General features: G+C 52.8%; 19 protein-coding genes. 9 read left to right on the top strand and 10 right to left on the bottom strand.

Translation table 11 applies throughout. The features are described 5' to 3' along the window. Nucleotides 1-222: 222 nt before the first annotated feature. Nucleotides 223-1,569: a cell surface protein gene (locus CEE36_10570; GenBank protein ID TKJ38478.1), complete on the bottom strand. Its 1,347-nt coding sequence runs from the start codon at nucleotides 1,567-1,569 to the stop codon at nucleotides 223-225. A 49-nt stretch (nucleotides 1,570-1,618) separates the two neighbouring features. After that, nucleotides 1,619-2,257: a hypothetical protein gene (locus tag CEE36_10575; GenBank protein ID TKJ38479.1), complete on the bottom strand. Its 639-nt coding sequence runs from the start codon at nucleotides 2,255-2,257 to the stop codon at nucleotides 1,619-1,621. A 166-nt stretch (nucleotides 2,258-2,423) separates the two neighbouring features. Here CEE36_10575 and CEE36_10580 point away from each other — a divergent pair, with 166 nt between their 5' ends. The 3 genes from CEE36_10580 to CEE36_10590 all read left to right on the top strand — a co-directional run bounded on the left by CEE36_10580 (nucleotide 2,424) and on the right by CEE36_10590 (nucleotide 6,569). Next, nucleotides 2,424-4,847, top strand: a complete 2,424-nt coding sequence (locus CEE36_10580; protein ID TKJ38480.1) for a trypsin — start codon at nucleotides 2,424-2,426, stop codon at nucleotides 4,845-4,847. A 288-nt stretch (nucleotides 4,848-5,135) separates the two neighbouring features. Continuing rightward, a complete protein-coding gene (locus CEE36_10585) occupies nucleotides 5,136-5,513 on the top strand; it encodes a hypothetical protein (protein ID TKJ38481.1) in 378 nt (125 codons plus the stop codon). A gap of 135 nt (nucleotides 5,514-5,648) precedes the next feature. After that, nucleotides 5,649-6,569 carry a hypothetical protein gene (locus CEE36_10590; protein ID TKJ38482.1) on the top strand — a complete coding sequence of 307 codons (921 nt, stop codon included), beginning with the start codon at nucleotides 5,649-5,651 and terminating at the stop codon, nucleotides 6,567-6,569. Between the two features lie 275 nt (nucleotides 6,570-6,844). Here the strand turns inward: CEE36_10590 and CEE36_10595 are convergent, their stop codons facing one another. From CEE36_10595 to CEE36_10615, 5 genes are all read right to left on the bottom strand, one after another. Then, entirely contained in the window at nucleotides 6,845-8,362 is a 1,518-nt protein-coding gene (locus CEE36_10595; GenBank protein TKJ38483.1) for a hypothetical protein, read from the bottom strand. Next, on the bottom strand, nucleotides 8,359-11,550 hold the full coding sequence (locus tag CEE36_10600) for a hypothetical protein (protein TKJ38484.1): 3,192 nt from the start codon (nucleotides 11,548-11,550) through the stop codon (nucleotides 8,359-8,361). The genes CEE36_10595 and CEE36_10600 overlap by 4 nt, the downstream gene beginning before the upstream one ends. Beyond that, complete coding sequence (locus CEE36_10605; GenBank protein ID TKJ38485.1) at nucleotides 11,551-11,769, bottom strand: hypothetical protein; 219 nt, start codon at nucleotides 11,767-11,769, stop codon at nucleotides 11,551-11,553. It abuts the gene before it with no gap. A gap of 193 nt (nucleotides 11,770-11,962) precedes the next feature. After that, on the bottom strand, nucleotides 11,963-13,519 hold the full coding sequence (locus CEE36_10610) for a hypothetical protein (protein ID TKJ38486.1): 1,557 nt from the start codon (nucleotides 13,517-13,519) through the stop codon (nucleotides 11,963-11,965). A gap of 91 nt (nucleotides 13,520-13,610) precedes the next feature. Continuing rightward, nucleotides 13,611-14,171 carry a hypothetical protein gene (locus CEE36_10615; protein ID TKJ38487.1) on the bottom strand — a complete coding sequence of 187 codons (561 nt, stop codon included), beginning with the start codon at nucleotides 14,169-14,171 and terminating at the stop codon, nucleotides 13,611-13,613. Nucleotides 14,172-14,438: 267 nt separating this feature from the next. Between CEE36_10615 and CEE36_10620 the strand changes: the two genes are divergently transcribed. From CEE36_10620 to CEE36_10630, 3 genes are all read left to right on the top strand, one after another. Then, nucleotides 14,439-14,834 (top strand): hypothetical protein, encoded by a 396-nt coding sequence (locus CEE36_10620; protein TKJ38488.1) that lies wholly within the window; start codon nucleotides 14,439-14,441, stop codon nucleotides 14,832-14,834. A 20-nt stretch (nucleotides 14,835-14,854) separates the two neighbouring features. Then, nucleotides 14,855-15,628 carry a hypothetical protein gene (locus CEE36_10625; protein ID TKJ38489.1) on the top strand — a complete coding sequence of 258 codons (774 nt, stop codon included), beginning with the start codon at nucleotides 14,855-14,857 and terminating at the stop codon, nucleotides 15,626-15,628. Nucleotides 15,629-15,689: 61 nt separating this feature from the next. Beyond that, nucleotides 15,690-16,292: a hypothetical protein gene (locus CEE36_10630; GenBank protein ID TKJ38490.1), complete on the top strand. Its 603-nt coding sequence runs from the start codon at nucleotides 15,690-15,692 to the stop codon at nucleotides 16,290-16,292. Nucleotides 16,293-16,378: 86 nt separating this feature from the next. Here CEE36_10630 and CEE36_10635 read toward each other — a convergent pair whose 3' ends face one another. After that, nucleotides 16,379-16,954, bottom strand: a complete 576-nt coding sequence (locus tag CEE36_10635) for a hypothetical protein (GenBank protein TKJ38491.1) — start codon at nucleotides 16,952-16,954, stop codon at nucleotides 16,379-16,381. Nucleotides 16,955-17,057: 103 nt separating this feature from the next. Between CEE36_10635 and CEE36_10640 the strand changes: the two genes are divergently transcribed. Next, a complete protein-coding gene (locus tag CEE36_10640) occupies nucleotides 17,058-17,885 on the top strand; it encodes a hypothetical protein (protein TKJ38492.1) in 828 nt (275 codons plus the stop codon). Nucleotides 17,886-17,889: 4 nt separating this feature from the next. Here CEE36_10640 and CEE36_10645 read toward each other — a convergent pair whose 3' ends face one another. Both CEE36_10645 and gatD read right to left on the bottom strand, forming a co-directional pair. Continuing rightward, the gene (locus CEE36_10645) at nucleotides 17,890-19,815 is read right to left on the bottom strand and encodes a Glu-tRNA(Gln) amidotransferase GatDE subunit E (protein ID TKJ38493.1); all 1,926 of its coding nucleotides are present in this window, start codon (nucleotides 19,813-19,815) and stop codon (nucleotides 17,890-17,892) included. Then, nucleotides 19,815-21,203, bottom strand: coding sequence for a Glu-tRNA(Gln) amidotransferase GatDE subunit D (gene gatD, locus CEE36_10650; GenBank protein ID TKJ38494.1), 1,389 nt, complete (start codon nucleotides 21,201-21,203; stop codon nucleotides 19,815-19,817). The genes CEE36_10645 and gatD overlap by 1 nt, the downstream gene beginning before the upstream one ends. 300 nt (nucleotides 21,204-21,503) lie before the next feature. Between gatD and CEE36_10655 the strand changes: the two genes are divergently transcribed. Then, nucleotides 21,504-22,457, top strand: coding sequence for an ATPase (locus CEE36_10655; GenBank protein TKJ38495.1), 954 nt, complete (start codon nucleotides 21,504-21,506; stop codon nucleotides 22,455-22,457). A gap of 260 nt (nucleotides 22,458-22,717) precedes the next feature. Next, the gene (locus CEE36_10660) at nucleotides 22,718-23,770 is read left to right on the top strand and encodes a hypothetical protein (protein ID TKJ38496.1); all 1,053 of its coding nucleotides are present in this window, start codon (nucleotides 22,718-22,720) and stop codon (nucleotides 23,768-23,770) included. Nucleotides 23,771-23,803 lie beyond the last annotated feature (33 nt).

The raw sequence follows: 23,803 nt of genomic DNA on the forward strand, positions 1-23,803 counted from the left end.
TACCGTTTACGCCGCCTGAGACGGCCTTTTCATAATTGCTCCTAAAACTCCTCGTCAAATAGTATATTGGAATCAGCCGAAGTCAAGCCCACGCACGGGTATTGCAAATTTCAAAATTCAAATTGCACTGAAAGATGACGCTTGCGGAATAAAATGCAAATTGTAATGGAGTTTAAGCCCCGTAATTTTACAATTTACACTTTGCATTTTGCAATTCGCGCGCTAGCGCGCTCGTCCCGTATTCTGGGCATCGTGGCGGAACTTGGGCCAGGCAGAGGAAGCAAGCGGTGAATCTCCGTAGATCGCGTAGAGATAGTCATCGTCTGAACCCACGTAGATCGTCCCGTCTTCACCGATAGCAGGAGAGGATTGAACGTTACCATCGGCTTCATAATTCCAAAGAAGGGTTCCATCAGAATTCAAGGCAAAGATGGTTCCACCGAGCGCTCCAAAGTAGATGGTGCCGTTCGCACCCATCGCAGGTGAGGATCGTATCGTTCTCTTCGCGTTGTACTCCCAGAGCTTGTTCCCAGAAGGGTCTAAAGCATAAAGACGGCTATCTGCAGAGCCTATGTATATGGTTCCGTCAGGACCGAGGGCCGCGGAGCCGGACACAGCTCCGTTGGTGGGGAAGTTCCATAGTTCTGCTCCCCCAGAACTTACTGCATAGAGCTTTCCATCCTGAGAGCCTACGTAGATGGTGCCATCCGCACCTACGGCAGGCGAGGACTCAACCGCCGCGCCTATCTCAAACGCCCATTTGCGGGAGCCATTTGAGGGATTAACCGCGTGAAGGAAGCCGTCGTTTGATCCTACGTAGATAGTGCCGTCTGAGGCGACAGCGGGTGATGATTTTATCTTATTCTCGGTTCGGTATTTCCATTTCAGATTACCATCAGTGTCAATGGCGAAGAGATAGTCAACCAGCTCCTGGGTTCCCGGTTTGCGATACTTGCCCCCGAAGTAGATACTGCCGTCCGCACCAATCGCAGGTGATGAATGAATGTTACCATCGGTCATGTAACTCCACTTTAAGCTACCGTCCGGATTAATGGCATAGAGATTCTTGTCGTAAGAGGTGATGTAGATAGTGCCGTTTGAGCCAATCGCAGGCGAAGCCGAGATCAAGTGCCCTGCGTCGTAGCGCCACAAAAGCTTCCCTGAAGGGTCCAGGGCATAGAGGTAGTTATCCCAAGAACCCACATATATTGTGCCGTCAGCGCCTAGAGCAGTTGAGGAGTACACGTCATTACCGGTTTCGTATCTCCAGCGCAGGGCGCCTATCTCCACCGCTTCAAGCTTCGCCTCAATGGTAACCGTCTTGCCTGCCTGGACAGTTACTACCTCAGACCAAGGCAAGTAACCGGCAAGGAGTAGACGTATGCTATACTCTCCTTCCTCGACCTCCTCAAACACGTGATTTGTCTGATAATCGGTAAGTGTATCGTTGATATAGATGGCCGCACCCCCAGGCTCGGAGTTCACTACAATTGTTCCTTTGGTCGATGGATTGCAGCCCACAAGCATCAGGATCAGCCCTGCTCCCGCAAAGACCTGGATATGTTTCACATCTTCTCCTTTGAATTGTAGACAGAGCCTACTGAAGAACACGGGAAAGTCAAGGTTGTCGAGACTTTCTTCGTTTGTTCTGGTGCGCGTGAATCCAGTTGTATTCGTCTAGTGCCTTAAGAGAATCCTCATACCTAAAGCCTTCTCTCTTAAGTTTCTCAATCTGCTCCCTGGTCTTATTCACAAATTTTACGTAGTTCTCCCCGTTTGTTCCTCTCTTTTGCGGATAGATTTGGTATCCGTGGGCTATATCACGATCCCAGAGTGGGAAAAACTGAGGCGCCAAAAGGTGCAGGCACTTAGCTGCTCCAATAGTCCCAAGCACCTTCTCGAAAGACTCGAATATGGTCTTGATCGAGCTTTCTTCTTCACTATGAAGGCTCTCTAGGGAACGCTCTCTGAAGGATAAAAGATTCAATTCAGGAGAATCCATAAGTTCTTGGATTTTGCCCAAGTGCTCCTTGTCAAACTTCGCGTGTCCAAATCTGTAGAATCCATCATTCCACGTCTTTAGAAGCACTCCTACAGCTTCAGCAAGAGTTAAAGAATCCGCCTCTCTTGCTTCGCTCAGGGCGAGCTCTACCAGCTTCGTCGCAGCCCGATAAAAGAGATTGGTCGGGTCAACTTGTTCGATGAACTTCTTTCGGGCTTCGGCGACCCCATCCAGGGTCGGTTCAGGAATCCTCATAAAGGCCTCCTTTTGTTAAATTTTATCTAGTGATAATATGGGAAAACATCGCAAAAGTCAAGTCAGAAAATTGACCTAGTTGAATCTGCTTCATCGAAGGAATATAATTCGCCTGCGGCTGTATAACAAGGCATGAGTGAAAATCAAAGCCAACAAGGAGGCCAAGATGAAATTCGTAAAGCTCTTAATCCTTTCAGCGGTGCTGGCGTTCTTCATCGGTGCAGACAAAGTCAGAGTAGAAACCGAAACCCCTGAAGGGGTATCGATAGCATCAGGTGACATCACCCAGGGATCGCTGCAAATCCTTAAGGACGGCAAAACCCTGGAGCTTCCCTTGGAGCATACCGACGTAGATGCCTACGTCTCAGGTTACATTGCCCGCGTGAACGTCACCCAGCACTTCACTAATCCTTATAAGGAGCCGATAGAGGCTGTGTACGTCTTTCCGTTGCCCGAGAATGCGGCGGTTGACGCCATGACTATGAAGATCGGGGAGAAGGTAATCAAAGGCGTTATCAAGAAGCGCGAAGAAGCACGCCAGATATACGAAGAGGCGATCCAGGAAGGCAAGACCGCAAGCCTTTTGGAACAGGAACGACCCAACATCTTCACCCAGACCGTGGGCAACATCATGCCCGGCGACGACATCTACATCGAGATCTCATACGTGCAGGATTTAGCCTACGACCACGGCACCTACGAGTACGTTTTCCCCATGGTTGTCGGCCCACGGTTCATCCCCGGCACCCGTAACACATCCACCGGCAAGCAGGGCGGCGGATGGTCTGAGGATACCGAGGAGGTGCCTGACGCCTCCCGCATCACCCCGCCGGTCCTGAAGCCCGAGTACCGTTCCGGCCACGACATCAGCCTCAAATTGACGGTAGACGCCGGGGTTCCAATCCAGAACTTTGTCTGCCCTTCGCACAAGATCAAACAGAGCAAAAAGAGCGCATCACAGGTAACGGTCGAGATCGAGCAGGGCGACCAGATCCCGAACAAGGACTTCATCTTCCGCTACGACGTCGCCGGCTCCAAACCGGAGTATGCGCTCCTCACCCACGCCACCAAAGAAGGGGACGGCTACTTCATGCTCATGATCCAGCCCAAGGCCTCCTTTAAGATCGCCGAGATTACCCCCCGCGAGCTCGTCTTCGTGGTGGACCGTTCCGGCTCCATGTCCGGTTTCCCCATCCAGAAGGTCAAGGAAGCCATGAAGCTCTGCATCGAGAACCTGCACCCTGACGATTACTTTCAGGTAATCGCTTTCTCTTACAGTGCCGAGCGCTTTGCCCCGAGTCCGGTTCCCAATACCCCGGAGAACGTGAAGAAGGCTATCGCCTACGTAGAGAGTCTTGACGGTTCAGGCGGTACCGAGATGCTTACCGGGGTGAACGAGGCTTTATCGGTTGACCGCGATCCCGCACGCAAGCGCCGCAGGTTCGTTTTATTCATGTCCGACGGCTACGTGGGCAACGAGGCCGAGATAATCGCGGCCATTGAAGCCAAGCTTGAGGGCGCCAGGGTTTTCTCCTTCGGGGTAGGCTCCTCGGTAAACCGCTACCTCTTGGAGGGTATGGCGCGTGCCGGTCGCGGCTACGCTACCTACTGCCGCCAGGACGAGGACCCGCAGGCGGCGGTTCAGCTGTTCTACGATCGCATCGCCAAACCGTTCCTCATGGATATCGAGATAGACTGGGGCGGATTAGAGGTTATCGAGGTGTTCCCGCAGAGGATACCTGATCTGTTCAGTGCACAGCCGGTGATCATCCACGGCCGGTACACCAAACCGGGTTCCGCTGTCATAAAGGTCAAGGGAAAGGTTCGGGGCAAGCCCGTAATCCAGAAGATAGCGGTCGTCTTCCCCAAAGAGAAGTCCGAGCACGACGTTATCGCCACCCTGTGGGCACGCACCAAGATCTCCTATCTCTCCGATCAGATGTATCACGGCGAGAAACCCGAAATCGTAGATCAGATCACCCAGATCGCCCTAAAGTACAAGCTAATGAGCAAGTATACGAGCTTCGTCGCGGTCTCCGAAGAGGTCCGCAACGTTGACGGCAAGCTCGAAACCGTCCAGGTACCCATTCCTATTCCCGAAGGCGTCTCCTACGAGGGCGTGTTCGGCGAAGAGGAAGCGGATATGGGCTACTACGGCGGCATGGGACGCGCCCTGAAGAGTGCTCCATATGTGGCTCGCGAAAAGACCCCGGTTCCACTCAACGGCGTCACTCAGAACGCTGCGGGCCAAAAAGCAGTCCTCGAAGGTTCAGTCAGCTTCGAGACACCCACCGTGCTCGGCGCGCTGACCGCTGACGATGTCACCAAGATTCTTGAAGGAATCGAAGACAAACTCACCGATATCTACGAGAAGTACTTAAAGAAGGATTCCTCGATCGAGGGCCGTGCCGTGTTCGGAATAACGGTAAAAGCCGATGGCAGTATTGAGGCTGTAGTGGTGAAGAGTTCTACTCTTGATAACGAAGATTTAGAGGAGGCTCTGGTAAAGGAGCTAGGCAAACTGCGTTTCCCCGCGCCCTCAGACGGAGGCAAGGTCATAATCACGGTTGCCGTGGTTTTCAAGACCTAGTTTCCATCCGCAGAGGAAAAACGCCGGAAGGTTAAATGGTGGCGCCTTCCGGCGTTTTGTTTACCCCACAAGATCACTTCGTGCTCTTGCGGGGACCCCGAATTTATTGCTCCTTTTTTCGCATGGCGAAAAAAGATCGCAGAATCACTCTTCCTTGTTCCCCGTCATTGCGAGGAGTAACGCCCGATTAGAGCGGTAGGAAATTGCTTCATCATTTTGTAGGGACCCCGGAAAGAAGCTTGACAACCCCTCTTCCGAGACTAATATAAATATATCAAGGAGGTCAGGATGAAATTTGTTACTCTGCTTTCTGCGATCCTAATGGTAATATGTGTAAGCCTTGCCCAGGCTCAAACTGCAACCACAGAGACCCTTCCAGATATTTCATTGGAAGAGGAACCCTCTGATGGTTCGGATAGTCTCCCGAAAGGCCCTTACCTGCACCCTGATTCGGTGGGTAAAGTTGTCGAAGTGACTGACGAACTGAAAAACAAGTCCCAGACAATCTTACATATCGTGAGTGTTGAGGAGTCTCCACCGATTATCGAAGAAGACCCAAGCACAGGCATCACCATAACCGGCGAGGAGATCGAGCACATGCCGGTGGACAATATCGAACAAGTGCTTGAGAACTTAGTTCCGGGTGTCGTAAACACATCACCCTAGATTGCCCCTTAAGAACTGGTTAGGGAGGATAGAGCCGGATAAGCCAAGTTCAACCTCCTAAAAAGGGATTTCTACGGAATAATCATCGGAAACAGTTGTATTCCCAAGTGAAACCTGAAACCGAAGGAGGTTGACATGAAAACACTAACCATCACATTGAATCCACGCGCGTGGGTCCAATCGTTGGCTCTGGCGCTGCGCAACAGTTTTGCAGGTTTGTGGCAAACCCTACGCAACCCGCGCCTGTGGATAGGTCTCGGCTCCTCCGTGCTTGTTCACGGTGCTATCTTCTTCCTTTCCCTCGAATACAACAACAAAGCAGTGGCTGAAGATCCAAACAAGATATGGGAAGTATACATCTCACCAGGCACCGAACACCCGAAGGTTATCAAGCAACTTATTGCGGCGGATCCTCTTGTTACACGCGCGGGTTCTGAGGACGCTAGCAGCCATCCGATTAGATCATCCGTGGTAGACCAACTGCAGGCTATGACTAAAAATACTATTGACCCTACAGAGATCTCGGCAGTGGAACCTCATGGGGTTATAGTCCTCGCCAAGCACCAGGTAAGCATAGCCGAAATTCTGGAAAGGGAACCCATCTCCGATATTCGTTCAAAAGGTGGGATTTTGTCTCCAGGGATAGTCCCTCTCGAAGGACCAATCGATCCAACACAACACACAGTGTTTGAACCCGCTGTTCCCAAACCAGTCGTTGAACCCAAGCCTGCTGCACCTGAGGTCAAAGAACCAAAGCCCGGCCAGGGATCAAAATTCTCCTTGGAAGGAGAACTTACTCCAGCGGACATAGTTTCTCCGTACCTGCCCAGATACCCAAACTTTGCCAAAGCCAAAGGGCTTACGAACGTGGTAATCATAATAGACTTCTGGGCCAATCAACAAGGCGATGTCTCCCCCACCATGGTAGTCAGACGCTCAACAGGCTACCCGAATTGGGACAAAGATGTGAAGGCGGCACTTGCCCGCTGGAAGTTCACCTCGTCAGAGAAACTCAAGCGCACCGGCCGTATAACCTTCAGATTCGTATTGGATTGATTTATGAGTCGGCCCGTAACACTTCCCGCAACACTTCCCGCAACACTTCCCGTAACACCTATCGAATAGAGGCGGTGTCACATAAGACGCCGCCTTATCTGGTTAAAAAGTCCATGTCAAGACGGTCGAGTCTGTGCGCCAAGAGATTGTTACCGACGTCCTCCTCAACGACCTTAACCCACTACTACCTGGTAGCGATGTCTTGACCATGGACAGTCTTGAGCTTTGATATCTGCTAGGTGAAGTATCTCTTGCAGGTTTTGTGTGACATGAGCCTACATCTCTTGTCTTGCCAGGTCGGCGTAGAGCGAGGTAGGATTGCGAAGTATCAGTTCTTTGAGTATCTCTTGAGCCTTGTTGGGATCATTCAGCCTGTCCCTTAAAAGCAGGGCTCGTTCGAACTGGGCCCGTGTATTCAAGGGGCTTTTAGGGTAGTTTTCAACCAGCTTGAGGTAGGTAGTCTCCGCTTCTTTCCAACGTCCCAGTAAGGTCAGGCTTTCTGCTGCAAGAAGCATGGCTTCGTCAGCAAGGTCTTCGTTCTTCTCCGCGAGTCTTATCGAACGATTGTATGCGTCTTCTGCATCCCCCCAGTGGTAGGCTGCAAGGGCCAGCGCATATTGCTTTAGGCCTCTGGACTGGGTGAGCGCTATCGCGTATAAGAGGATCAGGTCGTTCTCGTAAGCGTTGCCAGGGAAGCGAAGGATACAACGATCCACGATACCTTTAAGCAAATCCAGCTCCCCCTCAACCGCGGCAAGGATTCCTTGCAGGAAGAGGACTGCGCTGTCTGCAGGGATTCCGTCAAGGGCATTGCCCGCGTTACGCTCATTCCCACGCAGGAGCTCCAGCGCTGCAATACTTAAACTCCATTCAGGACGTGCCCCGTATCTTCGCTGTAGTTCCTTGAACGCTTCTACAGCGTCTGTGTAGGTATCCGCCGATCCTGCGAGTAATAGTGCACGTTGTTCTCGCCCCTTTCGACTGTTATCGGTCTCAAGGATCGCTTGTGCTTCCTTGCTGCGTCCCAGAGCAACAAGTATTCGCGCGGCATCAGCCTTTCTGCCGGCACGTTCATACGCCAGAAGAGCCTCGCTAATGTATTCTTCACGTTCGCAAAGGTCACCCATCATAATCAACTTGCGTTCGTCAGTGGTCGAGTTGATAGCTTCTTTTATCTCCTGTCTATCACCAAGCTCAAGGGCAAGTTGAAAGTGTAGTTCCTCAGAAACCTTTTTAACCCCCTGCAGAACCTTATCCTTGCCGAGTCTTTCTGAAAGCACGTCAATGGATCGTCTGAAGCTTGCAGGGGTAGCGCCTGCCGAGATTGCAGCAGCCAGCTCGGAAAGCGCCTTTCGCTCATTTTCGTTTTCAAGATAATACTCGATCATTATCCTGGCGTGAAGGGTAGGATTCCCTATGCGCTTGCGCTCCTCGGCTATAAACCAGGTGACCTCTTTGTTTTCCATCTCTTGCAGGGTGAAGATGATCTCGTTTGCCCACTGCTGGAAATCCGCATAAAGCTCACGGAACTGAACTATTCCTCTTCGTTCCTCACCGGCCATGAGCAGTCCCTCACCGATGCCGAAGCGCAGTATCTCGCGGTCAGGATAGACCTGGAGCCACCTTTTGCTCTGCTCGGCCAATCTCTGACCCTGATCCTGCTGGCGGCAATAGTAAAGGTAGCGGCGGTAGGTCGCTTCGTTGAATCCAGCGTCCAGTCTTTGTTCAAAATCCAGAAGTATATCCGATGTCGAAGGGCTCAACAGGAGAATCAGTGCTAAGATAGCGTTCATTCCTGCTCCAGAAGCGCCTGTAGATATGCACGCGCCAGGCGTTTGTACTCCTCAGGGTAATCGGATTGCAAAAAGCGCAGGAGCTCCTTCTTCAGGTACAGGCGTCTTTCACCCGCGTCCTTGGGCAAGGAAGGCGAGGCGAGTTGCTCCCAGACGGTCCCGATCTCTCGTTCCCGCTCACGGGTTTCGTTCTTCTTTCGTAAAACGTTGCGTGCGTCAAGCAGACGGCGGAAGATGTGTTCTCCCCTCTCTACAAGTTCGCGTTCGCCCACGTAACGCGACATGTCCTCCTCGAGCGATTTCATCTCCTCGACGATCCCTTCAATCATGCCCGAAAGTCCTGGTTCCTGGCCAGCCGCTTGCAGCATCTCCTCAAGTTGCTGGCGCAGGGCAGACTGTTGTGCCAGAAGCTCGCCCAGTGCCTGGCGCTGTGCCGCGGTCATACTCTCGGCAGAGATAGGTAAAGGCAGAAGTCCGCCCATCTGCTGGTTGATTGAGAGCTGAACCATGCTCATTGCAGAAAGCGACTGCATGAGTTGTTCAATACCGGTTGAGGAGCATTGCTGGCCGCTGCACTGGGCAAATGCTTCAAGAAGAGACGACGCCGCGCGATCGATCTCGTGCTGAACCGTTCTTCCCTGCTGGCTGGCCGTTCCACTGCGGCCTTCAATAAGTGACTGCTTGAACTCAGCAGCGCTTCGCGAAGCGGAGGCGAGGCTGTGCATGGCCTCACGCGGCAGCTTGAAGCTTTGACTTGCGAGTTTGAATACGTCTTCCTTCTTGCGTTCGAGCGCGCGTTCAAGCTCGGTGGCGCGTGCAGCGAGTTCCAGATTGTCCTCTGTCCCTACCCTTCCCAGAAGGTCCTCCTGCTCTTCGCTTAAAAGCAGGAGTTCCCGGGCAAGTTTTGCCATCTCCATCTCTAACGCCTGATTCCTTCTTTTCTGCAGATTGGCAAGCATCATGTTCAATTGCTTCCCTGCTTGTCTAAGATTGTGTGCAAGTTTGCGAGCATCGGAGCGGTTCATCCTGCCCTGGCTTAGGCTTTTTTCGATATCTTTACTGAGTTCGGTGTTTTCGGCGGCCATCTGTGCCGCGATCTCCCTGAGCTCGGGTGCTATATCAGAATCTTCAAGCTCGTTAGCAAGTTCTGCGGCCTCCCTGGCAAGCTCTTCCAGTCCCTTCTCGATTTGTTGCTGTCTTGCAGCTGCTTCTTCGTTGGGGAGTTTTTCTGCCTCTCGTATAAGGTTCTCTTGCATCCGAGCGAGAGCTTCGGCCTTCTCCGCGAGTTCTGCCAATCTCTGCTCCTCGAGGAAGCGTTCGAGCACTCCAAGGGCTTGCTCAAGCTGTACCTGGAGATCCGTGCCCAACTCAGTAGTCCTGTGCATTGCTTCGGCAAGACGCTGCGGGTTTTCAGCCAGCGCTCTCGCAAGATCTGTGAGCCTTTGTTGAAGCTCAGGCGGCATCAGCTCGGCAAGCATCTCGCTGAGCTCCGAGAGTTTTTGGATAGTCTCTGGATCGCTTACCATGCCCTCCTCTAAGCGCTGTAGGAGTTCTTTTGTCTCTTGGGCAAGGCTGTCAACTGATGAAAGCAACCTCTCTTGCTGTTTGATGAGCTCTCGCAGGCGTTTCTGCTCCTCAGGAGAAAGGGCCTGCTCGGCGCGGAGCTTATCCTCGATACGGGATAACTCTCGATAAAGATTCTCCTGTTGCTCGCTAAGCTCAGTCAGTCCTTCAGCGGTTTGTTCCCCGTACTCGGTCACCTCGGAGAAGATCTCCGAGATATCAGGGAAGCGCAGCCGATATGTCTTGCTTCGTCCCCATTTGGGACCCGAGACTACGTCGTTATCCGCCGCCTCCACATAGTAGGTGATCTCTTCTCCTGGGAGGAGATCGAGTTCGCTTAAATCCCACCGATAGAAGACGCTATCCTCCGATTGCCCCTCAGCTCTGCCGATTTGGAGTTTTAGTCCACCGGCCCCTTCAGTCACAAGATGGATACTACCCAGACCGTAGTCATCAATTGCATGAACCCCCAGGGTTAGCCTCATAAATTGGTTGATTTCCGTGTCCCTGCCAGGCAGGAACACCTCTACCAGGGGTGATTCGTCAGATCGAGGCAGGGCATCTATTCTTTGCTCAAGGACCGCCCCCGAGCGATTTTTTGCAAGAAGCGAAAGTTTTTCATAAGAACTGAATGCAAAAGATCCTTCAAACTCCGTGTGATTTACCCGAAGGGGAATAATGGAGTCGTCTAGAAGCAGATAAGCTTCTGAGAGCTCGGCTGAGGCGTTTCCATCGATCTTTACCCTGCTGCCAGGCAGGGCCGCAAATCGCATCCCGCTTGAGGTCCTTGGCTTCTCTTCTGTATACGCAGGCGGGGAAACCGTAAACTCAACCCGTCTTATCTCAAAAGGACGCAGCAAGCCGATGTAGGTTTCGTCAGAACGTCTGCCCAGTCGTTGGAAGTAGACCTTTTCCTCTGCATCTACCTTGACACGTTGGCTGACCAAGCCCTCTTTGAGGTTTACCTTTCTACTTTCCCTCTCCCCTTCCTTTTCAATTATCAACTCTACGTAACCCAGATTAACCGGAGCGTGAATCTGTGCCATTACCTCAATTCGATCACCCGGATTAACTAATGTATCGGCTGTCAGAGCCTCGATATGAAGATCAAGGTTATGTGGAGCAAAGATTGCGTTGAATCCAAACCTCAGTCTTGCTGGAAGTAGAAGAACTATAAGTAGGGTGACGATGGCTGCTGTGCCCAGGATTCCAAGAGATCCAACAAGCATCTTCCGTCTTGCGGCAAGTGAGAAGGAGGAGGTATCCAGCCGTGCCTCGATCCCTTCCACGTAATCGGTGATAAGCTCGGTGGAGTAAACCTCTTTGGGGTTACGCTTGGCTGAAAGATCCACAGCGGTGGAGAGGCGATCCCCCCATTTGGGTTCGTGTTGCTCCACAGATCGTGCAAGAACGTAAAGGTTGGGACGGCGCAGCAGGTAGAATACCGCCAGACCTAAAGACAGAAGTAACAGCAGATAAAACCATGAGGAGAAGGCAAGAAATGCACAAAGGCTGGCCAGGATGACCACAGCGGCGGTCAACAGAATGAGGGCTATGATGGTCAGACTATCCTGGCTTGCGCGATGTTTCCTTAGCCGCGAATAGAGCTCTTTACCTATCTTCATCTACTCTTCCTTACAACTCCACTCGTTCCACTGGTTGGTGAGACGAAAGATTCGCTCCCCGCAGCGCACCCGCAGAAGCCGGTGGTATCCCTGTGAACCTGTGTCGAACACAAGGGCCCGCTCAATGACCTCATCAACGTCAAACCCCTCCTGGTCTATTATGATCCTCTGCGGTCTCTCTTCGGCCCTGCCCCCTTCGTACCACTCTATCTTGATCATAAGAGATTATAGGTTCTCAACGCTTGCGCGTCAAGTAATCACCCCAACCGAACACACAAATGTCATCGCGACCGACCGGAGTGAGCGTGGCGATCTCATATGGGGCACAATGCGGGGACGAGGTCTAAGTGTCTATTTCTTGATTCCTTTGATCCCCCTGAATCCTCCTTACTAAGGGGGAACTAAAAGTACGCTATCGAACCAGTATCACCTTTCGGGTTGACGAGGCTGACTCAGCCTCAACCCGTGCGAAGTAGACGCCGGAGGGCGTGGAGGAGGGCGTCCAGATGCCCTTGCCCTCGATGGTTTCTTCGAGCACGCGGCGGCCGTCGGCGGAGTAGAGGGTAAGGCGGGCCTCGCCTGGGACATCGTAGGCAAGGCGGTTGAGGGATGCTTCAAGTTTGATAGGGGATTCGGTGTGGATAGGAGATTCCATAACTCCTATGCCCATGTTCCAGTCGGTGATCATTGCAAAGGCCTCGAAGATGGTGTCGGTGTTAAGCCGCGAGTACACCCAAACGAGGCGGTCGTCGCAGCAGGCCACCGCAGGGGTCTGAACGTGGGTCCGATTGTCAAAATGGCTGTTCACGGTATCCGCTCCCCAGGGCGGGGTGTACTCGAACAGGTTGGTGCGGCGTATCGGCTCGTTGTCTTGTATGTATCCCAGTATCGCCCCACCATGATTCCACCAACGCAGCTTAGACGGATCAGATGTATCAGGATAGTCATAGTAACTCCTTATGTGCGTGTAGGCGAAGCTGTCGTTAGGCGAAACGGCGGTGGAGTAGTAGCCTTCTGGACCGCCAGGATAAAGCCACGAGGAATCTTCCCATATCAGCCAGCGTATGGGATGGCGCGTCAAACCTCTGTCGCTGAATACCCGACCCGCAGGATGCGGAAATTCAGGGTAGCCGAGCCTACTATCTTTCCAGAACACCACGAAACGGTCGTCATCAAGCCAGTAGACTTCAGCCCTGGCGCAGGCGTAGAGCTCCTCCCCGTCATCCACACGATGCCCCAACGGCTCCCACGGCAAAATTGATTCATCCTCGGCGTCAAACACCTGGAACCTGGGATAACTTCCACCCGTATGATCTTCATACCAGGTTACCGCCAGGTCGCCTGCATCGTTCAGCGCCACCTGGGGTTGCTCGGGATAGAAGTCGCCGCCGGTATCGTGGGCCAGAAAAGCGGAGTCCTGGGGAATGCCTTCCAGATCGAAACGCTGAACCCAGATGGCGCCACTCCACGCGCTCTGAGCAAACGCAAAGGTGCCGTTATTCGCAAGGCTTAAACCTACGCGGTAATGTGGAACTAATCCGATTTCATATAACGTCTTTGCAGAATCCATCGGAGTGCCGTCGGGGCCAAAGCTCTGGAACCTGGTGTAACCGGTGTCTGTCTCATCTAGAGAAAGGTTGTCGCCCCAAACAAGAACAGCGTTGCCCAGGGTATCCATATCGATACAAGGACGATAAATCCAGTTGGTGTCCTTAAGCTTGGAGATCTTGTAGGGGTCGGTTAAGGGGCTGCCATCCCGGTCAAAGAAACGGACGAAGAGATCAAACTCATAATGGTAAGGGCCTGTAGGCTTAAGACTGTCTACCCAGGCGATGGCAAAATGCCCGTCAGGGGTCATTGCCGCGCTTACGCACACCTGATGGTGGCCAGGCTCGGCCTCGGCGATGCGAAAGGGTTCCACAAGTATATCACCCCACAGGGTTAAAGCTAAGAGGCTTATATTAAGCATTACTGCCTCCTTTTGTCTCAGTATAAGCCGGTTCTTGGGCAATGTCAAGAAAAGAGGAGGGGCAAAGCCCCTCCTCTATAGGTTAGGTTACTTAGTCTTCGTAGAGTACCCGGTCGCCTTCACAGCCGCCTTTTCCTTCTTGAAGGCCCGGAAGAGTGCTGCCGACAAAATACCACTTTGCGCTATAGGTAGGCGTAGCAGGGTAGTAGTTGAAGTAGTAGCCGTCATGAGAAGTTCCTGTATCCCAGGTGCCTTCGGCGGTGAACTCAACAGTCTGTGGGGGGGTTGAGGGTATATGGAGAAACGCCTGGGCTGTCCATCCACCGTTATGGGCTTCCTTATGGCCTCTTTGACCTGTGTATTTCCAGCCGCTGGCATCCGGATAAAGCATGATGTAGTAGCCAGCAAATTCGCCACTCTCGCAGGTGAAGGTGGAAACGTCTACAGCGTTGACAAAGAACGAATCGACGTCTCCAAAGGTGCGGTCCTCAAGCACGCCTGAACCGGTCGTATAGTCAAAGGTGGCGCCAAGGTATTTGAGGTATCCTGAGTTAAACCAGCCGTTCCAGTGTTCGTAATAGCCGTAAGCGCTTGTAGCGCCAACGAGCATCACCGCCACCGCTGCGATGATAAGGAGAGTCTTTTTAGACATTGTGTCCTCCTTTGTTTAGGTTTGTTTTTAGATATTCGGGGATTCCTGTATTCCCCCAATACCCTCCTCATAAGCCTATTGTAAAGAAAAAGGGGACTTTGTCAAGTGGTTTCAAATCAATTTAAATCTTTTATAAGAAAATAGTATCAAATCTTGAGGGCTCGAAATGGTCTGGGAATCGCCTGCCGCACACCGGTGCACTTGACTTTTCCGCCTACCTGGCTAGGATGGCGCAATGAGGCAACACTGGGTCAGGGGTTGCGTCTGATGCGCAGGCGACGAAGGATCATACTGTGGAGCATAGCAGGCGGGCTGCTGGTGCTTGTCGGTGTTGCCGCGCTGTCCCAGTGGCAGGGTTGGATCCCTGCATGGTGTCTGGTGCCAGCGGTGCTCTCCGAGGCTTTTGGTGTCTGGCTTCTCGTCCGCACCATCAGGCAAAACATCCAGTTTGCCCGCGAGGGAAGCTCAAAACGATGGGTGATGCGCTTCGGGGTCGCGGTGTTCTTCACCCTCTTCGGTATCGGTCTGCCGCTCGCCACCTTCAATCTTATCCCTGATGTGGCCTGGCCTGTGGGTGTGTTACTGGTTTCTTTAGGAGCCACGTTCATCTATCGCGCGGTTGTTTTACCGAACTCGCAGAGAGAAAAAAGGGATGACGGATAGGCCTCAGGGTGAGGCATCTTATGATACGTTCGTCAATGAGGAGGCAAGCGATGGTGCAAGAGAATCTATGTTGGCAAGCTGAAGGATGGAGTGTGGAGGTGCTTTACTCCCGAACAGGGGTTGCTACATCCATACTCGTCTCCCTTGAACTTGGGGGCTCTCTCCTCCTCGACTGCGGCGACGGCACCCTGCGTGATCTCCTTAAACGCGAAGTGGATCTTAAACTTATCAAGGGGATATACCTTTCTCACGGGCACTTCGATCATGTGGGCGGTTTGCATTCCATTCTTGGCTACATGCGGATGATCGCCCGTAACACACCCCTTATCATACTTACCCCGCATAAAGCGAGAGAAGATAGACTTATTATTGAGGCGTTTACGACCGCCTATGGGAACAGCATTCCTTTCGAAATCGAACGACGGGAGGTTAGGGGTGGAGAGCGGATCAACTTGGGTGAAATCAACACAGCCTCCTTTGAGGTCGTGCACTGCGGCAGCACCAAAAAAGGTGGGATCGGTAAGCAGCTACCTGCCCTTGGATACGTGCTTCAACATCATGGACAGCGGGTTGTCTTTACCGGTGACTGCGGGCTGGACTCAAAGCTTGAACCTCACATTAAAGATGCTGATCTTTTGATAATCGAGGCTACTCTGAAGGAGCCGGGTGGCGAGATGGAGAAACGTGTGCATCTCTCTTTTGACAGCGCGCAGCGATTTGCTGCGTTGGCCAAGAAGGCGTTTATCATCCATAGAGTCGGAGGCCTGCCTCCAGTTGAAGTCGGTGGTCAGTAACTCAAAGGCTTACTCGCTTGACTGAGGAGTTAATGCGATTAGACTCCCCGTGGAGGAATTGATGCTTGGAAAGGTTTTTTCCTATGCGTGGCGCTGGATTGTGAGACCTGGGAAGGCTGCAGAAGATCAACTTTACGAGGAGCGCAACGTCTGGATCGGTTTCTGGACGGTTGCGATCTTCGGGCTGCTTTATGCCATTACTGCGATCCTTCTGTGGCTCGCTGGTTTCAAACCCGCATTTGAAACGATCCTGCCTATCCCTCGCGACTCATACTACCTCTGGCAGACGTTCTTCACCGCGCCCTGGACTGTCCTCACGTGGTTCTTTGCAGGGGCGGTGATACATTTGTGGAACTACATCTTTTCAAGGAAACGCAGGCTGGCCGATATCCTCGGCCCGCTTGGACTCGCGTTGGCTATACCCTGGTTTTTCTTTACCTGGATACCTGAGACGTTTGTTGCGCCTATCCTTGGCCCGTGGGGATTCCCGCCATGGCCTTTCTGGGCGGAGATGATCCGTCTGGCGATAGGGGTGTTGTGGATGGCGGTATTGATCTATATCGCCGCGCGCAAGGTCTATGAGGCTAACTGGTTGCGCGCCGCAGGCTCGGCAATACTCGGGTTAGCGGTATTCGCGGTTATGTTCCTGATCTTCTTACGATAGGAGGTAATCTCCATGGGAACTTTTTACTCCTTACGTTATCTTCAGGGAGACGAGGGATGATTCCCACTAGAAGGCAGATAGAATCTTTAGTTGGGCTGTTCCTTGAGTAGGATTTGCTTGTCGCCCTTTCTGAATTCGGTTACGACGTAGTTGAACGCTTCTATTGATTCCTCGTAGGCTTCCTTATTCTGAGCTGACAGCGATATTATGGCAACGTTTTCCCCGATATCGATGTAAGCGATACGCTCGTATAGACCGTAGCGGCTCTCTGCAGGTTCAAACTCCCGCACGATGGCGGTCAGGGTATCAGTAGTCATCAAGCCTGGGTGTTCCTTGACGACTATTCCCGGAAACTCTTCCTCCAGGTTGGCTATATCCTGCTCGATCCACTCTTGAAGGGTTAATTCATTCAATGGCAAGGCGTTGGCATGGATGATTACCTGGGTATGATTGAGGTCGGTTCCAACGGGGTATATTACTGCTCTTGCACCTATGGAGAGGGCAGATTTGGAGTCAAATATCCAGTTTTCAGGGGCACCAATAACGAAGGCGAATCCAGCACCGAAGATTATTCCGCCTGCGCCTTCGCGCGGATCTTCTGTTTGTGCGGCTAGTGCCGCCGCTAGCCCTCCTGCCATTAAGATGGCCAGGAATCGTTTCATGCTCCATGATATTCGTTCCGTAGGACAAGTCAAGTGCTTGACAACCCCCTCCGGTGTCTCTATCCTTTAAGGATGGATCAAGGAGTAACTGGAGGATAATCAGATGACTCGTAATTTGCATCCCACGTCGTTGCCTCGTGCCCCCGCGGGGAGTAATCTAATAATCCGTTTAGTCATTTTGATGATTATTCCTCTTCTACTTACGGGCCGGCGCTTCAATCCCTTAAGGCAGCATCTTCCCCGCGAGCAGGCTGAATACCTTACTCAGCAGGTGGTTGCGTTGGCGGATACTTCAGGCGAGTTCCTGGGCAGCGGGTTCTTCGTTAGCTTTGGAAGCAATGAGGTGGTCTATCTTGTGACCAACTTCCACGTGGTGGGCAAGCGCACGCGTCTCATTGGTTTCAAAGAAGGGCGGCCCTTTGAGGTCAGGGTGCTTTCCCGGGACCGGGATTATGACGTTGCAGTTCTGGGAGCGGATGTCGATGGACTCTCCTCGCCTCCACATACCGTTGCGCTGAACGACTTTGTAATAGACCGCGGGATGCTTTGGCCTGGTATGCTTACAGTCTCTGCCGCCTATCCCCTGGGAATAGAGTGGCCTCCGGCTTTCTGTCCTGCGGTTTCGTTCAGCCACATCGCCCAACTTGATTATGCCGACTCCCTCATCCGACTGGAGGGGTTGCTTGATCTGGGTTCGAGCGGTGCACCGGTATTCACCTGGATCGAGGAAGACAGGGGGCGCAGGCTGCATCTCGTGGGTATGGCTCGCAGCTTTCAGGTGGCACGGTGTCTGTCTGAGGTCGCAGGTGATACCCTGGTCCTTCACTCCCGTCTTTATGAGATCGTTCCGGCCAGCGCTATCAGAGAGGTTCTCTTGGTTACCGATTCCCTGTTGAACCTTAGGGTAGACTCTTTGAAAGAAGTAGAGTGAGGTTTTAAGGGTAAGAGCTTAAAAGGAAGCGGGTTTTAGCGGGCTCTGCCCGGCCCTGGCTTTGTTCGATAACCTCGCCTACCAGGAAGTCTAAGGTAAGCTCGCGGGTTTTGTAATGCACGTCCTTGAACTCTTCGAGCACCTTTTTACACAGTGTTCTCAGCTCATCTACAGATAGGGAAGAGGGCGGTTCGGCGTTCTCGCCGTAGAGGAGCTTCTCGAATGCGTAGTAGAGCGCACGGCGCGGGGTATTGCGTTCGTCAACCGCCTTAAAGAAACTCTCCAACCGTTCTCCATCAGGAGGATTGATGTTAAGTTTCACTTCTTGTTTGTTCCTTTTGATAGCTCGTTGCCATTGGACCAGCGCTTCGGCAAGCAATGTCGGATTAAGCGATGTATCGTCAACCAACCGGTCGAATAGTTTTGCATGGGAATGGATAGCCAGATCAGCTGCCAGGTATTCAGGGATCCCCATTTCGCTGTAGCGCTCCTCACGATCCCAGGGACACGGGACGGCATCCGCTTGAAGCCTTTCCACCCTCTCTTTAGATATCGCCACCGGTGGTGAGTCGGTATCAGGATACATCCGGTCCGGGCCGGGCAGGATGCGTTCGAAGTCGGTTCGGCAGGCATCCGGCATGTGCTGCCTGCTCTCCTGCGGGACACCTATTGTAGCTTCCTTTGCACGAATGATTATCTCCTGCGCTCCGGTTTGAGCATCCTCAGCCGGTCCCCAGACCAGCACAAGGGTGTCTTCTTCGGCTACCCCTATCTCTTTGCGCAGATGCTCTTCTGCTTCCACCCCCAGTCCTTCACCCCTGCCGTCCAGAACGAAGATGTTGGGCATCTCATCAAGGCAGGCGATCACCCGAACCCTTCCGGCAAGCTCCGCGGCAAAGGTCAGTGCAGGCTGGGTCTCGTGGCGGATCAGTTCCCGCCAGCCCTTCAGGTTGACCGCGTGAACCACCTCGTCCCGGTTGATCAATGTACGTAGTCTCCGGTTAGAGGTGGTTCCCAAAAGATCGGTTACCTCACGATCTTCTGCTCGAAAGTCGGCTGGAGTGATCCCTCTTTTGTGTAAATCCTCCCGCAGATCAAGCAATGCCTTGTGGCGTAAGGCCTCATAGTGAGTCAAGGCGCGTATATCCGGCGTCCTCGGCACGCCTTTTATCTCTACCCTGTCCGATCCGTTGATGGAGACGTTCACGTCCTGGCGGACAGTGCCGATACCGCGGCGCACTCGCCCCGAGGCCCGCAGCAGTCTCCCCAAAAGCTCGTCCACCTCTGCCGCCTCGTGAGGGGTGAGCATGTCCGGCTTGGTCACAACTTCCACCAGTGGCGTGGAGAGTCTGTCTGTCCGGAAAACAATCGTGTGTCTTTTGTCCTCAACCTCACGGCACGCGTCCTCTTCCAGAGCAAGCTGCTGGATGCGGATTCTTCTTCCCCGGTAAGGAATCCAGCCGTTGACACCTATGATTGCCGTTCTCTGGAATCCGGTTGGAATCGAACCGTCCAGGTACTGCTTTCGGGTTATGTGCACCTCGTCTACCAGCTGGCAGTTGAGCATGAGCGCAATCTCGATGGCGTAATCCAGGGCTTCCTGATTCATTGGGAAGGGCGGGGTATCGTCCATCTCGTAGGTGCACACATTATCCCTATATAATTGGTAGATTACCTGCTTCTTGGTCTTGAACTCCATTAAAGCTGTACCGTCGTAGGTGCCCATCTCCGAGAGAGTCGGTCTCATATGACGCAGGATAATCGCATCCGGTTCGTCGTTGCGGTAGCCTACCGGACAATGGCAGAAGAGTTTCTTTTTCGTATCCAGCTGCTGGTGTATCTCCAGACCGCACTTGAAGCCCAGAGCAGAGTAGAACTCTGTGTCATCAAAATCAATGCCCTCGATTAGTTTCTTGCGCCACGCATCCATTACCTAAGACCTCGCTTTAGGAATTCCTCGATCTCGGGCAGTCCGCCCTGGAATATAAGATAGCCGTCGTGCGGCTCTCGTTCGGTGATCTCACCGTTGACAGTGGTAAGCATCATCTTCGCCACCTCTTCACGGGTCTCGGTATGGGCGAGCACCCAGCCAAGCTTGATGTAGGCCACCTCGGGCAGCATGTTGGAACAGGGCACGATTCCAAGTTCCATCAGGTCACGTCCCGTATCGTATACAAACATCTGAACGTATCCCCAAAGGGTCTGAACGGTCATCATCACCGAGATTCCCTTATCGCACGCCTTGCGCAGCGGTTCGTAAAGCGGCTTGTTTACGTGTCCCAATCCGGTTCCCGCAATAACTATCCCCTTGTACCCGTTGTCTATCAAAGACTCAATAATGTCCGGTTTCATGGCCGGGTAGTAGTAGACGATCGCCACCCTGTCGTCGAAGCGAGCATCGATCTTGACCTGCCTGTCCTTACGGCGCGGGGTGAAATCCTTACGCAGAGGCTTGACTTCGGTCGGTGTGCAGGTGGCTACCGGTATATCGGAGATTGTGCGGAAGGTCGATCTGTAGGAGGAATGCATCTTGCGCACCCTTGTGCCCCTGTGCAGGAGGTTGTATGCATCAGACGTAGGACCGAACATGCAGACCATGACCTCGGCTATCTGGCCGTTTGCGGCAGCATTGCAGGCGCAACGCAGATTGAATGCAGCGTCCGAGGATGGGCGGTCGCTTGAACGCTGTGAACCTACCATAACGATTGGCACCGGAGGGTTCTGAACCATGAAAGTAAGTGCCGCAGCGGTGTGGTGCATGGTGTCGGTGCCGTGACCGATTACGATGCCGTCCACTCCGTTGGCTATCTCCCTGCCTATGGTCTTGGCAGTGGTTATATACTCGGCTGGTCCCATGTTCTCACTGAATACCCCGAAGAGCTTTTCGGTTTTCAGATTGCAGATATCGGCAAGCTCGGGCACCGCCCCGTAGAGCTCGCCGGGCGTGAATGCAGGGATCACCGCGCCGGTGCGATAATCCAGTCTTGAGGCAATGGTCCCGCCCGTGCCCAGAAGGGTAACGTTCGGCTTGGCAGGGTCGTAAGGGAACTCCTGCTCCGGAATCTTGTAGTGAGCCTCGCGGAACCCCTTTTCACGGATGGCTTTTATGCGCTCTACCGCGATGCCGATGTTATACCCCGTCGCCAACTTCAGAACCAGATGCAGGTCGTCTGCCTGCTCCGAGCGCGGCAGGATTATGCCTTCAAAGATTCCCTTGTCCGTTTCTATCTCAACGTCCGCCCACACCCGTGCCCCCATACGGCGAAGCACTTCGCGGGCTTTACCGCGGTAGCCTTTAAGCGGATCGTTTTTATTCATCTTAGTGTTCCTTGTCTTCCGGGTATATTTACTGGGACTGATAATAGCCGAATGTGATGGAAAGTCAACTACTTCGAGAGTAATAAAGTTCTGCTACAGAGTTTTCTTTCTAGGTAAGATGCTAAACTAAATCCGGGGGCTTGACTAAGACGATTTTTTGGCTAGATTCTCATCATGCGTTGTTCTAAATGTGTATTGCCATCAACTACCCCGGGGATCTCGTTTGATGAGCATGGGGTATGCAACTATTGCCGTAAGGCTAAGCCTGTTACCTATGAGGGAGAAGAGGCTTTACTGGAGGTGCTTGATCGCATTCGTGGCCAGGGGCGCTACGATTGTATAGTAACCCTCTCCGGCGGTCGCGACAGTTCCTATATGCTCCTCAAGGCGGTGCGAGATTATAAGCTTAAGGCTCTGGCTTTCAACTACCGCAATCCCTTCACTCATCCTGTTGCTTCTGAGAATATTCGCCGATTGCAAAAGTGTCTGGGTGTGGATCTGATACAGTTCGAGCTTCCTGGCGTTCATCTACGTACTATGCGTCACAATCTTCTCTCGTGGATGTGTAATCCTTCCCCTGCGATGGTTCCTATGATGTGCGTGGGGTGCAAGACTCTGTGGAAGACGGTTCTTTGTACCGCCTGGCGCTATGGGGTCAGGGCCGCATTTTCCGGAGGCAATCCTTACGAACAGACCACTTTCAAGCGAGAACTTTTGGGCGTTGATGCTGAGGCTTCGGTAGCAAAATACTACACAAGTTACATCTTTGGTCTGGCTCGCGAGGTAGGCAAGAACATACGTTATCTTGCCCCCAAGGTTTTACCCCCGACTATACTGGGCTATCTTTATTCAAGTCCCCAAGCTCCTTTTGTACGTCTCTTGGGAAGAGGATTGACAAGGATTTCCCTTTTCAAATACTTACCCTGGAGCGAAAGTGAGGTTCTGAGTAGGGTACGGGATGAACTGGATTGGCACTCGCCCCCTGATTATCCTTCTACGTGGCGCTTCGATTGCAAGGTAGATGACGTTAAGAACTACATCTATCTTAGACTTGTAGGAGTGACTGAAAAGGACGATTTTTACAGCCGGATGGTACGAGCGGGGCTGATGACTCGCGATGAGGCGTTAGTGAGAGTCAAGCGGGAGAATGAAGTGGATATCGATTTGGTAAAAGCCGTTCTTGCCGAGGTTGGCATTCCTCTTGAGCGGCTCGATCGGGCGATTGACCGTTACCTTGAGGCCCATCCTAGGTGATCGTGCTCAGCTTTGGTAGCCTTTTAGCAGATTATTGTCACTCCTCTTGACGTCCCTTCTCCTTCGGGTCTTTGCACTGGGACGATGATAGCCCGATGCAGCCAAATCTTACCAGAAGTTTCCATACGGGAAAACTTCACCGAGCTCTGCAAAACAAAGATTACCGATCTCCTAACCGGGTTTTGGGGTAAAAACGGGGGCTTGAATCATTGATAGTTGTGAATAGACTCTTACGTGGATCTTGCAAGGATTGAGATCGCATGATCTGGCTCTGGTTGGAGTTTCTTGCATGTGTTGCTGTGATAGTCGCCGCTGGCTACTTCCTTGTGCGTTTCGGAGACGTGATAGCCTCAAAGACCGGTCTTGGTCGCCTCTGGGCCGGGGCGATCCTTATAGCTACCGCCACCTCTCTACCTGAACTTTTTACCGGTGTAAGCTCTGTCCTAATTTTCGACGTCCCCGACCTCACCGTGGGCACACTCCTGGGCTCCTGCGTCTTCAATCTCCTCCTTCTGGTCATGCTTGATTTCATGTCAGGCAAGCGCTCCTTCTTCGACGGGGTCAACCCGGCCTACATCGTTGAAGCGGCGTTCTCGCTCGTGTTGGTCGCGGTAGTGGCGTTGGGACTTTTCCTGTCCGATGGGTTCAAATCCTTTCCCTGGATATGGCCTGGCAGCATACTTCTACCTTTAATCTACGTGTTCGCGGTGCGCATCACCATGAGGGAAGGCCGTTATCCACCCTACGTTCAGGCCAGTAACACCCGTACCCGTAACACATCTCATAATAAGGAAGAATCTCGAAAGGTAAGAAACACAAGAAAAAGAGCGAAAAGGAGGATTTCGTTAGGGAAAGCGATCCTCGGTTATGCGATCTCGGCCGCTCTGGTCATCGGCGTCTCTCTGTGGCTTCCAGGGGTGGCGGAACGAATCGCGGCACGCACAGGCATCGGAACAAGCGTCATCGGCGGCATCCTCGTGGCTTTGACCACATCGTTGCCGGAGATCGTCACCACCCTGGCCGCGTTCCGCATGGGGGCCGCTGACATGGCGTTCTCCAACGTGGCAGGCTCCAACATGTTCAACATCCTCATACTCGGCATCGATGACATGCTTTACTTCAAGGGACCCATAACCTCCCACGTATCATCTACCCACCTCGCCACCGCCCTGATCGTTATGGGAATGACCGGGGTGGCGATCGCCGCGCTTGCGGTGCGCAAACAACGCAAGTTCCTGCGGCTCTCCTGGGCGAGCTGGGTGCTTGTAGCAGGTTTCCTTCTAAACACCCTTATCTTGGCCCTACTGCGATAGGCTTCGTTTCTTGCCCCCCCCCCCGTAGCGACA

This window comes from candidate division TA06 bacterium B3_TA06 (assembly GCA_005223075.1).
Classification (GTDB): domain Bacteria; phylum Hydrothermota; class Tepidihabitantia; order B3-TA06; family B3-TA06; genus B3-TA06.